Origin of the sequence: Nocardia miyunensis NBRC 108239, assembly GCF_001613065.1 — a bacterium.
GTDB lineage: Bacteria > Actinomycetota > Actinomycetes > Mycobacteriales > Mycobacteriaceae > Nocardia > Nocardia miyunensis.
This window is the reverse complement of sequence record NZ_BDBQ01000010.1, coordinates 186,946-200,644: the sequence shown is the minus strand read 5'-3', so window position 1 is coordinate 200,644 and position 13,699 is coordinate 186,946. Positions and strand designations below refer to the sequence as shown.

Here is a 13,699-nt window from a genome sequence, read left to right as displayed (position 1 = left end):
CCGCTGAAATCCTCACCGCGCGTGGCGGTTTCAGATTCTGGTGACCAGCGCGCGAACGGCATCGGCTACGGCGGCCGGATCCTCGCTCGGTCAGCCACGAATATGGATCCACGCGCGGCCGACCCGCCAACCCCTCTGCCAGCAGGTCGAACACCGTCGGGGAGCACAGTGTCCCGGGCACCGCCACCATGGCCACCGCATCGCTCATGGCCGGGAGTTTACCGACCTTGACCGTGCGGTTGCGCCGATGAGCTGCCGCTTGCCGGAAAGCTTTGCAGCGCATCATAATTCGGTCGGGCCCAAGTCAGGGCAGATACATCGGCGAGCACGCGGGGAAGGTCACCGGAAGGTCGACGAGCGTCCGATGCAGTGGCCCCGGACGCCAGGTCAGCGCGTCGACCGGAACCGCGAGCCGGATCTCGGGCAGGGCGTCCAGGAGTTGGTCGATCGCGGCCTGGGCGATCGGGTAGGCGATGTGCCGGGCGGGGCAGCTGTGCGGGCCCACACCCCAGGCCAGGTGCGCGCGGTTTCCGGTGTGGTAGCCCCCGCCGATGTCCGGATCGTTGTTGCAACCGGCCAGGCTGATCACCACCGGCTGATGCGCGGGCAGCCAGACGCCATCGATGAGGATGGGATGCCGTGGATAGGTGATGCTGGCGTTGGGCAGCGGCGGATCTTCGAACAGGACCTGATCGAGGGCGTCCCGGGTCAGCAGGGCGCCGCCGAGCAGTCCGTCGGCGAATCTGTTGTCGGTCATGATAAGTCGCAGCGCGTTGATCACCAGGCTCGGCAGTGGACCCATGCCCACGCCGTAGATCGATAGCACCTGCTGCACCATTTCGTTTTCGTCGAATCGCGCGGGGTGCTGCATCAGTCGGGTGGTGATGTCGTCGCCGGGGTGATTCTGCTTGAAATGCACCAGTTCCAGAACCGCCTCGTCGAAGCGCCGATTCGCTTCTTCGGCATCGACGCCGTCGAAGACCGAGGCGGTGGCCGCGGCCGCCTTGGCGCTGATCTCCGGAGGGCAGCCCAGCAGTTTGTTGATGATCTCGAAGGACAGCGGCGTGGCGTACTGACTGACCAGATCGGCCGACCCCGCCGCACAGAACGAGTTGACCAGCGAGATCGCCGTTCGCTCAACGAAACCGTGCAGCGCGTTGACATTCACCGCGTCCAGGGCGAGGGTGGTGGCGCTGCGGTAGCGCGCATGTTCGGCGCCGGCGGTGCGAGGTGGGCTGGGGCGATATTGCAGTACCGGAAGTACCGGGCAATCCTTCGGAACACTCTGCTGCCAGATCCGGGGATCGGACGGAAAGTGCTCCGGATCGTTGAGAATTCGCAGTGCGGCGCGATAGCCGACGACCAGTGTCGCCGGGATGCCCGGAGCCAGTTCCGCGGGGACCAGGGAGCCGTAACGACTGCGCATTTCGCGATACGCGCTGTGCGGATCGGCGCTGAACTCCTCGGAATGCAGACTCACCCGCTGGTCGTCGAAATGCGTAGGCGGAGCGGACCGCTGCGCGGGATCCGTGGGTGTGGACAAGGGTGTTGCTCCAGAGATCGCTCGGTATCTTCGCAGCTCGTCGGGCTCTGTGCCCCTTCGGCCGACAGTGGCCTCAGCATAGCCCGCTACCCGGTGGTGAGCCCGGCCAGCGTGGCATGTCTCGACGTCAGGTCTAGACATGCCATACCGTTGAACCTTGTCGGCAACCATGAACACGTCGTGCGGAGGTGGATCGTCATGGGCAAACTCGACGGCAAGGTAGCGTTCATCACGGGGGCGGGGAGGGGCCAAGGACGCAGTCACGCAATTCGTTTCGCCCGTGAGGGCGCGGACATAATAGCAGTCGATACGACCAGACCGGTGGATACCGTTCCGTATCCGCTGTCCAGCGCCGAGGACCTCGCCGAAACGGTGCGTGCGGTGCAGGCCACCGGACGTCGGATCGTGGCTCGCGACGCCGATGTCCGCGACTATGCGGCCCTGGCGGAGACGGTCCGGGAGGGGGTGAGCGCGTTCGGGCGCCTGGACATCGTCGTGGCCAACGCGGGTATCTCGAGTCCGGCCTCGACGCTGGAAATGAGCGAGGAGACCTGGCAGGACATGATCGATATCAACCTGACCGGGGTCTGGAAGTCGTTGAGGGCCTCGGTTCCGCACGTCATCGACGGTGGCCGCGGCGGTGCGGTGGTGATCACGAGTTCGCTGGCGGCGGTGCACGCGAACGAGAACATGGCCCATTACTCGGCATCGAAGGCCGGGCAGGTCATGTTGATGAAGGTGGTGGCGAAAGAGCTTGCGCCGCACAATATCCGGGTGAACACCGTGCACCCGACCACCGTGGCCACGGAGATGATCCTGAACGACGCCACCTATCGCCTGTTCCGGCCGGATCTGGAGAATCCGGGCCGGGCCGATTTCGAAGAGGCCGCGCGCACCCTGAACCGGCTGCCGGTCGCGGCGCTCGAGCCCGAGGACATCACCGCCACGGTGCTGCACCTGGTGTCCGACGACGCGAAATTCATCACCGGCACAACACAATTGATCGATGCCGGTGGTGCGTTGTGATCGACGAGCGGTTCACGTTCGAGGTTCGGTGTCCTGCGCCGCGCTGTTGAGGAAGCTGCGAGGCGCGGTGCCGTTGACGGTGTGATCACCGATCAGCGCGGCCTTGTAGACGGACGGATTGTGTGAGGACACCGTGCGGGCGTTGCGCCAGTGCCGATCCAGGGCGAGACCGGATTTCACGGCACTGGCGCTGCCCGCGTCGAACAGCTGCCAGATCGCCGCACCGGCGAGTTCGGTATTGACGACCTGGGTCGCGGCCGAATCCAGCAGAATGCGCTGCGCCTGCTGCGCCGAAGGGGCGGCGTGGAATTCGTCGAGTGCGTCGGCCAGGAGCAGAACATTGGCACGGGCGGTGTACGCCTTGCTCCACACCTCCCCGACGATCTGCAGCACCTGCGGATCACCGGCCGCGTCGGGCGTGGAGGCCAGGGGATAGGAACGGGTGCGGCCCCGCACCAGGGTGGCCAGATCGTCGGCGGCGGCCCGGGTGATGCCTGCCTGGGTGGCCGAGTGGACGAACTGGTAGAACGCCTCCATGTAGTCGTTGGTAAGCGGATTATGGTGGTGCAGAACGTATTCCGGCTCCACCCGCACCTCGTCGAAGACGGCCGTGCCGCTGGCGGTCAGGCGCTGGCCGAAGCCGTCCCAGTCGTCGACGATCGTGATGCCGGGGGCCTCGCGCGGCACGATCGCGGAGACGAATTCGCCGTTCTCGCGGACCAGGACATTGAGCCAGTTCGCGTACAGACTGCCGGTCGTGTAGTACTTGCGGCCCGAGAGCAGGTAGTGGTCGCCGGATCGGCGCAGACCGGTGCTCAGCGCCGACAGGTTCGTGGTGTTCAGCTCGGCCCCGGCCGGTCCGAAGAACCGGCCCGCCGCCGCGGCGTGCAGCAGCGTCTCACGCGCCGGGCCCGGGGGAGCGAAACGCAGGATCTCGGTGAGTCCGAGGTGGCCGCGGAAGATCTGGGCCAGATTGGAGTCACCGGCGGCGATATCGATCAGGACCTCGGCGAGCACCCGTACCGGCGCGCCGGAGCCGCCGAACTCCACCGGCACCCGCAGCGCCCCGACTCCGGCGTCGAGCAGTTGCCGCAGTTGCTCGGTCGGCAGGATGTGCTCGGCGTCGCGAATCGCCGACTCCTCGGCCAGATCTCGCGTCACGGCGGCGATCGCCGTCAACCGGGCGGGCAGTTCGTCGACAGCGGTCATCGGCCTCTCCGATCAGGTGCGTAGCGCAACGGCGGGAATCGGCGCGGGCCCGATACCCCCACGAAAGATCTACTGGGCCAGACATTTTGCGACAAGAAATATGTTCACGGTGGTCGCAAAGGTGGGACCGGGCAGCCGCGCGGCACACCATGAGAGGCGCACAGGGGGTCGCAGAACCCCGCTCACCGCTGCGAAGGACGTCATCAACGTGCCGGATATCGCTGCTGTCGAATCACCGTTGTTCCGCTTCGCCGACGAGGTCCGCGACGCGCTGATCCGGGGTCTGCCCGTGGTGGCCCTGGAATCGAATGTGGTCGCCCACGGCTTCCCGCCGCCCGGCAACCTCGCCGTGGCACGCGAGGTGGAGCAGGCCGTGCGTGCCGGCGGGGCAGTTCCCGCCACCATCGCCATCGCCGACGGGCAATTCCTGATCGGTTGCGGCCCAAGCGAACTAGAAGCCCTGGCCACCGCCGGAAGGGGCGCGGCCAAGGTGACCAGCCGGGATATCGCGGTGGCGCTGGCCGGTGGCGCACTCGGCGCGACATCGATCTCCGCGACCATGGCGATCGCCGATCGATCCGGGATCGCGACGGTCGCCTCGGCCGGGCTCGGCGGTGTGCACCGCGGTGCGCAGACCACCTTCGACATCTCCGCGGATCTGACCGAATTGGCGCGCACCCGGCTGATCGTGGTGTGCGCGGGGGTCAAGAAGATCCTCGACGCGGGGCTGACCCTGGAATTCCTGGAGACCCAGGGCACCCCGGTGATCGGTTACCGATCCGGCGAATTCCCGGCGTTCTACTGCCGTGACAGCGGTTTTCGCACTCAGGTGCGTCTGGACTCGGCGCGGGAGATCGCCGAGGTGGCCGGGCTGCACCTGGAGTTCGGCGGATCGGGATCCGTGCTGGTGACCCATCCGATTCCGGAGGCCGACGCCCTGGACGGCGACCGGATCGAGGCCGCGATCGGGCAGGCGCTGGCCCGAGCCGAGCGCGAACGGGTCACCGGCCCGGCCGTGACGACCTTCGTGCTTCGCGCGGTCGACGAGGCGACCGGCGGTGAGGCCGCCGCGGCGAACCGCGCGGTGCTGATCAGCACGGCCGCGGCCGCCGCCGAAATCGAATCCGCCCGTGCCGCTCTCGTGAGAGGAGTTCCCGGTGTCCGCTGAAACACCTTCTTCCGCAGTGCTGTTCGATCTGGACGGCACTCTGCTGGACACACCCGGCGCTATCGCCGAACAGTTCGCCTCGGCGGTCGAGGCCGTCACCGGTGTCGATCCGGGCGTGGCCGCGGCGCGTCGCCTGGTCGGCCGGCCGCTGCTCGAGATGGCCGCCGGACTGTCCGGGTCGTCGACAGATTCCGTTATCGCGCAATTGGTTTCGGAGGAGTACCTGACCCGGTACCGCGAACTGATCGTGCCCAAGGCGGCCGATCTGCTGTTCGCCGGTGTGCTCGGCGGACTGGGCCGCCTCGCCGACGCCGATCTGGCGCTGGCGGTGGTGACCAGCAAGAAACACGCCAGCGCGGAGCTGATCTTGGAATCCGCGGGCATCCGCGACGCCTTCGCCGCCGTGGTCGGCGCCGATGACGTCGAATATCCCAAACCCCATCGTGCGAGCGGAGATCTGGCGCTGACCACGCTCGGACTGGCCGAGGCCGGGCCCGCGGGCGCGGTGGTCGGCGACACCGCGTCCGATATCGAATTGGGCGACGCACTGGGCGCTTTCACCGTCGGGGTGACCTACGGGGTCTGTTCCACCCACCAGATCGCTTCCGCCGCACCGGATCACGTGGCACATACCTTCGACGACGTGGTCGACACCCTACTCATCCGAAATCGAAAGCGAGCCAGGCCATGACCACCTGGACCCGTCCGGACATCGGACCGGTCGATCTCGACCGGTACCTGGGCACCTCCGTGTTCGTCCTGCCCGCCACGCCCGGTCTGATCGCCCTGCACACCCAGGCGCGTGACGCCGCCGCCGGGCAGGAGCAGTTCGTTCGCGCCACCGGGCGGATCATCCGCCTGCTGCTGGAAAACGCGCTGTCCCATCTGGATCACCAACCCCATGCGGTGCCCACACCCACCGGATTCGTCTTCGAGGGTGTTCGGCCGGTACAGCCGGAGCTGCACGCGGTGACGATTCCCCGGGCCGGGGACGCCCTCGAGATCGGGCTGCGCGAAATACGGCCCGACGCCCGGTTCGGCAAGATCCTGATTCAGCGTGACCCGGTCACCAAGAAGCCCACGCTGCTGTACCGCAAGCTGCCGCCGGATATCGCGGGCCGACAGGTGCTGCTGCTGGACCCGACCATCGCCACCGGCGGCACACTGCTGACCGCGATCAACGAGCTGGTCGCCGCCGGGGTGGAGGAGTCGGACATCGTCGTGGTCAATGTGCTGACCTGCCCCGAAGCGCTGGCCACGGTGTTGACGCGGCGTCCGGACATCCGGATCGTCACCTCGCACATCGACCGGACCCTGACCGACCAGGCGTTCATGCAGCCGGGCATCGGCGATTTCGGCGACCGATATCACGGCACCGTCGCAACCGCCTGACCGAACCGGCCGGAGGCGGCAGCCCGCGTAACCACGTGGGCCCGCATCGGACGCCATCGACACTGCCTGAGGGGAAGCGTGCATACCGTGGACAATCTCGTCGATCTCTTCGTCGAACGTCTCGGCGCGACGCCGGATGCCGTTGCCTGCGTCGATGATCGGGATACCCTCGATTATCGGGAGCTGGCGGCGCGCTCGGCCGCCGTGGCCGCGTCGCTGCGCGCGGCCGGGGTCCGACCGGGCGACACGGTCGGCGTGCTGCTTGCGCCCTCGGTGCGGTTGGTCGTCGCGGTATGGGCGATTCTGCGTGCCGGAGCCGCGTATCTGCCGCTGGCGGTGGACTATCCGGCCGAGCGGCTGGCGTACATGGCCACCGATGCCGATGTGGCGCTGGTGCTCACCGACGCCGCGACCGACGAACAGGCGAGGCGGATCCTGCCGCAGCGGTCGAACACCCTGCGCGTGGATGCCGCGCACGCGGAACCCGCATCGGCACAGGGGTATTCGGCCGACGACTCCGGTCCGGCCTATTCCATCTACACCTCCGGGACGACCGGCTCGCCCAAGGGTGTCGTCGTACCGCATCGGGCCATCGCCCACCAGCTCTGCTGGCTGCGCGCCGAACTCGGGCTCGGTCCCGGTGCGCGAGTGCTGCTCAAGACGCCGGTGAGTTTCGATGCCGCGCAATGGGAGCTGCTCGCCAACGCCGTGGGCGCGACGGTGGTGATAGCGCCCGCGGGCACCCATGCTCGGCCGGAGTCGATTCTGGAATACGTTGCGCGAGAGAACATAACGATCTTGCAGTGTGTGCCCACGGTCTGGTCCGAACTATCCGGCCTGCGCGCTCCCGCGTCGCTCGGCTCGCTGCGCACGATCGTCAGCGGCGGTGAGGCGTTGCCGGGTGCGGTGGCCCGCCGGATGCGGGCGGCGTTCCCGCAGGCGCGAGCGGTCAATCTGTACGGCCCGACCGAAACCACCATCAACGCGACCTGGTTCGATTTCACCGGTGTCGATCCGGCGCGGACCGCGGTGGTTCCGATCGGGCGACCCGTGGACGGGTGCCGCCTGCTCGTGCTCGACGCTGCGGGTGATCCGGCGGCCGAGGGTGAGCTGCTGATCGGCGGGATTCAGCTGGCCGACGGATATCGCGATCGTCCCGAGGCGACCGCCGAGCGATTCGTCCGGCGCGGATCCGAACGCTGGTACCGCACCGGGGATCTCGTGCGCTACAACGCCGACGGGGACCTCGAGTTCCTGGGTCGCACCGACGATCAGGTCAAGGTCAACGGTCACCGCATCGAGACGAACGAGGTCCGATTCTGGATCGAATCGCATCACTGGGTCCGCGCGGCGGCGGTGGTGCCCTGGCAGAGCGCCCGCGGCGCGACGCAGCTGGCCGGATTCGTCGAACTAGATCCGGAGCAGGCGCCGCTGATGGACGAGGGTTTCGCCGGTCGCCACCACCGGTCCAAATCGACTCGCACCCAGGTGACGGCGCAATTGTCGGATCTGGGGATCCGCCCGGTCGGCGCGGAGCCGGGTATCGCGCTGCCGGGCGCCGAGCCGACCGCCGAGCAGCGGCGAAGAGTGTTCGCCCGCAAGACCTATCGCACCTTCGACACCGCGCCCACATCGCTGAACCGCATCGAGGCGCTGCTGTACCGGTGGCGTGCGATTCGACCGGCGCGCGGCGCGCAGGTTCCCGACCTCGACGGGCTGGGGCGGTTACTGCGCTGGTTCGGGCCGTTCCACAGCCCGGATCGGTTGCTGCCCAAATACTCCTACGCCTCGCCGGGCGCGTTGAACGCCACGCAGATCTATCTCGAGACCGGCGGGCTGAGCGGCATCGCGGCCGGGGTCTACTACTTCCATCCGCTGCGGCACGCGCTGTATCGGGTGGCGGACACCGCTCGGACCGATACCCGGCTGCATCTGGTCGGCCTGCCGCGGGTGATCGAATCGGTCTACACCACCAACGTCCGGGAGGTGCTGCAGTTCGAGGCCGGGCATCTGCTCGGGATGCTGGAGGAGGTGGCGGCCGAATCGGGCTGGCCGGTGAGTTCGGTTGCCGTGGAACAGGTCTCCGGTGTCACCGAGGGAGTGGTGACCGCGTCGGTGCGGTTCGGTGACGTGGCCGAACCGCAACCCGATCCACCCGTCACCGCATGGGTGCAGGTACACGGCGAGCGCAGCCGGGACCGGCACGGCATCTACCGATTCACCGGCGCGGGAGCGAGTTTCGTCACCGAGCAGAAGATCGAGCGCCGCCACGTCGTGGCGATCAATCAGCGCAGTTACGACGATTCCGGCTTCGCGGTCCTGCTCACCACGACCCCGCAGGCCGGGTGGGCGGGATTCACCGCACTCGGCCGGGCGCTGGCGCAGTTGCAGCAGCTGGGCAGCCGGGCCGAGCTGGGTTTCATGTCGGCGGGTTACGCGTCCCTGACCGGTCGGGACCTGCCTTCGGCGCGGCGGCTGGACGACATCCTGGGCCTGCGGTCGCTGAGTTATCTCGCGCTGGCCGGTCCGGTCTCCGCCGAGCAGCTCGCCGCGACGGGAATGACCGAGGACACCGTGCACATGCGCGGGCCGGAGGAACTGCTCGCCGACGATCTGCGGGCGGTACTGCCGTCGGCCATGGTTCCGGCGACGATACATCTCGTGGACCGTATCCCGTTGTCGCGGAACGGAAAACAGGATCGCGCCGAGCTGTCTCGGTTGGCGGCCGAACTCGCCGCCGCCGAACGTCCGGTCGATCCGCCCGCTTCCGAACGGGAGCGTGCCGTGGCTCGGGTGTGGTCGGAGGTGCTCGGCTACGAGCCGGTCTATCGCGGTGACGACTTCTTCGCCCAGGGCGGCAATTCGATGTCGGCGCTGCGCCTGATCCGGCTGCTGGCCGAACGGCTGGAGATCACCCTTGCGGTGCAGTCCCTGTTCCGGCATTCGACCCTCGCCGAATTGGCTTCCGCCACAGCGGAATCCGTGTCGCCGCAGGCGGATCGGCTGCTGCCGCTTGCCGGAACGGGTGCCGGGCCCGCGACCATCCTGTGGCCCGGACTGGGCGGGTATCCCATGAGCCTGCGCGCCCTGGCCGGTGAACTGGCCCAGGACGGCCACACCGTGTACGGAATGCAGGCCCGCGGCCTGAACGCCGGTGAGGTCCCGCACCATCGCCTCGCCGCTCTGATCGCCGACGATCTGGACGAAGTGCGACGGATCCTGCCGAACGGACCGCTGCGGCTGGTCGGCTATTCCTTCGGGGCGCGGATCGCCGCGGAGGTGGCGCAACGCCTGCGCGCGGCCGGACGTCCGGTCGAGGTACTGGTCCTGATCGCCCCCGGCTCGCCGGTGCTGCCCGGACTGCCCGACAACGGTGCGGTCGACTATGCCGCGGGATATTTCAAGCGGGTGCTGGCCTCGGTGTTCACCGGCCGGATCGATCCGTTGTTCGGGACCGAACTGGACCACGCGGTCGGCACGCGCGAGCAGTTCCTCGATCTGATCACCGCGCGGGTTCCCGGGTTCGGGCGCGAGATGGCCGAACGGATCGTCGCGGTGGTCGAGCACACCTACCGGTTCCGGACCGAACCCAGTGGCATCGATCCGGATCTGCTGGACCACAGCGTCTTTCTGCGGGCGCGCGGTGACGGCCCGAGTTTCGCCGACATCCCGGTCGTGCCGCTGCGTGAGCGGGTCCGGCCGGTGGGCAATCTGCCCTATCGCCACTACGAGATCGTGACCGCGGGTGCGCTGGACATCGCCGCCGCGGTTCTGGAACACCGGATGAGCCAGGAGTTGATGACCGATGCCGCACGTTGAGATCTCGCATTTCCCAGCCGAATTGGCCGAGCCGGTCAGACAGCGGCTCGAACAGGACATCGTCGCGGCGGTGACCCGGGCGTTCGAGGTCCGCGCGGGTGCGGTCTCGATCGGTCTGGAGCCGGTCGATCCGGACGACTGGGCCGAGCGCATCTACCGGCCCCTGATCACCGACCGGGCGGACGGCGCCGCGCCGCTGCGGTCGCCGGACTACTGATGGCGGCTCCGGACTCCGGCATCGCGCGGCCGGTGACATTCGCGGCGCTGGTGGTCGTCGTCGCCGTGGCCGCGTTGAATCTGCGACCGGGCATCACCGCGGTGGGGCCGGTGCTCGACACCGTGACGACACAGTACGGCGCGGGCACCCGGGCGGCGGGAATCATCACCGCCGCACCGGTTTTCGCCTTCGCGATCACGAGTCTGCTCGCACCGCTCGTGCTGTCCCGGACGTCGGTGCGCAACGGCCTGTTCGCGTCCCTCGCGCTGATCGGGTTCGGGCTGGTGGTGCGGCCGTGGGCGGATCTGGCGATCTTCGTGGCGGGCACCTTCGTCGCCGCGATCGGGGTCGGGCTGCTGGCGGTCCTGCTGCCGGTCGTGGTGCGCGGCAGCGGTCGGACGGGGATTCTGGTGGCGACGTTCACCACGGCCCTGCAAGCGGGTGCTGCGATCGGATTCGCCGCCGTGGTCCCGCTGACGCATGCGCTGGGCGGCTGGCGGTGGGCGCTGACGCTGTGGGCGGTGCTCGCGGTGGCGGCCGTGGCCGCGCTGTGGCGCACCGGACTCGGCCGGGTGGACAGCCGACCGAAAGGTATTCGGCGAGAGGGCAATCCGATCGCCGTCCTGCGCCGGACCCGCAGTGCGGGGCTGGCGCTGTTCTTCGGATTGCAGGCGATGGTGGCCTTCGTGGTGATCGGCTGGCTGCCCTCGGTGCTCGAGGACGCCGGAGTGAGCGCGGGCGCGGCGGGCGGATATCTGGGCTTGCTCACCTGTCTGGGGGTGCCGATCAGCCTGCTGGTGCCGCCGCTGGTCGCCGCCTCGGCGCATCCCGCGCGCTGGCTGGCCGGATTCAGCCTGTGCACGGTGGCGGGAGTACTGGGATTCCTGGTCGCGCCCGCGGCCGCGCCGCTGCTGTGGTCGCTGGTTCTCGGTGTGGGACTGTCGGTGTTCTCCCTGGCGCTGGCGGTCGTGACGGTGCGAGCGGGCAGCACGCCTCGACCGATCGAATTCTCCAGTGCCGTACAGGGCGTCGGATATCTGATCGCCGCGGTCGGTCCGTACGCGGTCGGCCTGATCCGGCGATTCGCCGACGGCTGGAGTGTGCCGCTGGGCGTGCTGCTGGCGATCGCGGTGCTGCAGACGTTCGCCGGGGCCGCCTGCGGTCGAGCGCCGGAAAGCACTGCGGCGGACTCGGGTTCGAATACGGCGGCGCAGAACGTTCCGGACGATCAGACAGAGAGGCGGTGACCCGTGCCTGGCGATATCGTGGCGAGCGTCGCGGATCTACTCGACGACCGCGGTCATCACATCGAATTCAACGGACATCTCACCAACCACGTCAAACACGCGGTGGTTGCACTGGCCGAACTCGGCGCGCCCGAGGCCCTCATCCGCGACTACTACAAGAACTACGCGCGGCTGACCGCGTACGGCTTCCCGCTCGAGCCCGCGCGCTCCTCGCCCGGGGTGATCGATTCGGGCAATTGGCGCGAGTTCCTCGGGCAGCGTGTGCATTTCGCGGCATACTGCGGATTCTTCGACGCGGAGATCGCGCGGCTCGGCACCGCCGCCGCGGTGGCTCACTACGCGCCGGAACTGCTGCGCGGCTGGATCGGGGCGTTCACCCACGCCGCGATCCACCTGGGCTGGGCGGTGTGGGCCGAACATCCCGGCATGATCGCGGAAGCGCTTGCCTACCTCGCCTTCTCGTTCGTTCCGGCGGTCGACGAGCAGCGGCGTCCGGCGGGGTCGTCAGCGGCGGGGCCGTGGGCGTCACTGCTGGAGTTGAGTCGCGGTTGGGCCGAGGACGCCGCCTTCGGCGACACGGTCCGGGCCGTCATCTCGGACACCGACTCGGTGACCCGGCTGCATCCCGAACTCGAGCGCTCCGGACTGCAGGCCCGGGTCGCGGCCGTCGCGCACAGCGGTATCGGGGAGCTGGCCGCTGAATCACCTTGGGCGGCAGCGCTTTCTCCCGATGCGCGGCGAGCGGAGGTCCGCCGCGCGATCACCCTGCTGTATCTGGCCGAACCCGGCGACTTCGTGGTGCTGCACCTGATCACCTCCCTGTTCGCCGTCGAGGCCGTGGCCCGGACGCTGGACTCCGAACAGGCCACCACGCGGCTCTACGATCTGTACTGGGCCGGTGCGCGGATCATCCTCGCGGCCGAGCGCAAGATCCCACGGCCGGAGAAACTTCGCGCACTCGCCGAGCTGTACCCGGCGAACGGCCGGGACCACTCGGATTCCGCCGCAGCCGAATTCGACGTCATCGCCCGACGTTCCTGGCTCGAAGAAGAGGAACACAATCCCAAGCTGGTCTTCGTACTCCGGCAGTGGTGGAACGAACTGGGCTGGAGCGCCTACCGGCATGCGGCCGGACAGTTCACCCGGACCCCCGAACTGCCACCGAGTTTCGCCGAACCGCCCACCGAATGACCGCGTCCCCACCGCAATCCGACCCGAGGAACAGGAAATACCCGTGACCGAGGTGATCTCGACCGATCTGCAGCGGCAGCTCGACAAACGCTACGGCCCCGACGCCCCGCGCGCGGGGACGGTGGACAACGCCACGCTCGAGGTGCTGTTGCGGCACCGGACGGTCCGGCACTTCCTGCCCGGAGTGATCGGCGAGAACGAATTGGCGCTGATCCTCGCGGCGGCGCAATCGGCCTCGACTTCGGCCAACTTCCAGTTCACCAGCGTGGTGGTGATCGACGATCCGGCGGTGCGGGCCCGGCTGGCGGAACTGGCCGGTAATCAGCAGCTGATCGTCGACGCGGCGGTATTCCTGGTGTGGGTGGCCGACTGGTCGCGCAATATCGCGCTCGCGCGCGAACACGGACACAGTATCGAGGCCACCGGATATCTCGACAGCGCGATTTCCAGCATCGTCGATGTCACCCTGTCCGCGCAGAACGCCGCTGTCGCGGCCGAATCACTGGGCTACGGAATCACTTTCGTGGGCGCGCTGCGCAACAACATCGACGAGGTGATCGAACTGCTGCGCCTACCGGAGTGGACCTTCCCGGTGTACGGGCTGGCCGTCGGCATCCCCGATCCGGCGGACCCGGCCGATGTCAAACCGCGGTACGGGCAGAACGTCGTGGTGCACCGCAATGTCTACGCCCCGCCCGCCGAGGCCGATGTCGCCGACTACCTCGACCGCATCAACGGCTACTACCGCGACCAGGAACTGCCCGAGGACTGGGTGAAGAACCGGCTGGCGGGCCGGATCTCGACCAAGGAGAGCCTGCACGGACGTCAGGGGATCCGAAACACCTTCCACCGCCAGGGTTTCGAGCTCAGATAAGGCCACAGGAGAA

11 protein-coding genes are annotated in these 13,699 nt (G+C 68.3%); 9 read left to right on the top strand and 2 right to left on the bottom strand.

The features are described 5' to 3' along the window. Positions 1–304: 304 nt before the first annotated feature. A complete protein-coding gene (locus NM2_RS06130) occupies positions 305–1,543 on the bottom strand; it encodes a cytochrome P450 family protein (RefSeq protein ID WP_067664967.1) in 1,239 nt (412 codons plus the stop codon). A 198-nt stretch (positions 1,544–1,741) separates the two neighbouring features. Between NM2_RS06130 and NM2_RS06125 the strand changes: the two genes are divergently transcribed. Continuing rightward, a complete protein-coding gene (locus tag NM2_RS06125) occupies positions 1,742–2,569 on the top strand; it encodes a mycofactocin-coupled SDR family oxidoreductase (RefSeq protein WP_067664964.1) in 828 nt (275 codons plus the stop codon). A gap of 12 nt (positions 2,570–2,581) precedes the next feature. Here the strand turns inward: NM2_RS06125 and NM2_RS06120 are convergent, their stop codons facing one another. After that, positions 2,582–3,778, bottom strand: a complete 1,197-nt coding sequence (locus NM2_RS06120; RefSeq protein ID WP_067664960.1) for an acyl-CoA dehydrogenase family protein — start codon at positions 3,776–3,778, stop codon at positions 2,582–2,584. A 208-nt stretch (positions 3,779–3,986) separates the two neighbouring features. On the opposite strand from NM2_RS06120, the gene NM2_RS06115 reads away from it, so the two are divergent. The 8 genes from NM2_RS06115 (at position 3,987) to NM2_RS06080 (ending at position 13,686) form a co-directional block, all read left to right on the top strand. After that, positions 3,987–4,946, top strand: coding sequence for a pseudouridine-5'-phosphate glycosidase (locus NM2_RS06115; RefSeq protein ID WP_218025859.1), 960 nt, complete (start codon positions 3,987–3,989; stop codon positions 4,944–4,946). Then, entirely contained in the window at positions 4,936–5,637 is a 702-nt protein-coding gene (locus NM2_RS06110) for an HAD family hydrolase (protein WP_084530518.1), read from the top strand. Before NM2_RS06115 ends, NM2_RS06110 begins: the two co-directional genes overlap by 11 nt. Then, entirely contained in the window at positions 5,634–6,338 is a 705-nt protein-coding gene (gene upp / locus NM2_RS06105; protein WP_067664954.1) for a uracil phosphoribosyltransferase, read from the top strand. The genes NM2_RS06110 and upp overlap by 4 nt, the downstream gene beginning before the upstream one ends. 87 nt (positions 6,339–6,425) lie before the next feature. Continuing rightward, a complete protein-coding gene (locus NM2_RS06100) occupies positions 6,426–10,157 on the top strand; it encodes an amino acid adenylation domain-containing protein (RefSeq protein WP_157120902.1) in 3,732 nt (1,243 codons plus the stop codon). After that, a complete protein-coding gene (locus NM2_RS06095; RefSeq protein WP_067664948.1) occupies positions 10,144–10,374 on the top strand; it encodes a tautomerase family protein in 231 nt (76 codons plus the stop codon). Before NM2_RS06100 ends, NM2_RS06095 begins: the two co-directional genes overlap by 14 nt. Continuing rightward, complete coding sequence (locus NM2_RS06090) at positions 10,374–11,621, top strand: MFS transporter (protein ID WP_067664945.1); 1,248 nt, start codon at positions 10,374–10,376, stop codon at positions 11,619–11,621. The genes NM2_RS06095 and NM2_RS06090 overlap by 1 nt, the downstream gene beginning before the upstream one ends. Positions 11,622–11,624: 3 nt before the next feature. Continuing rightward, positions 11,625–12,812 carry a questin oxidase family protein gene (locus NM2_RS06085; protein WP_084530517.1) on the top strand — a complete coding sequence of 396 codons (1,188 nt, stop codon included), beginning with the start codon at positions 11,625–11,627 and terminating at the stop codon, positions 12,810–12,812. 43 nt (positions 12,813–12,855) lie between these two features. Continuing rightward, a complete protein-coding gene (locus NM2_RS06080) occupies positions 12,856–13,686 on the top strand; it encodes a nitroreductase family protein (RefSeq protein ID WP_169816107.1) in 831 nt (276 codons plus the stop codon). Positions 13,687–13,699 lie beyond the last annotated feature (13 nt).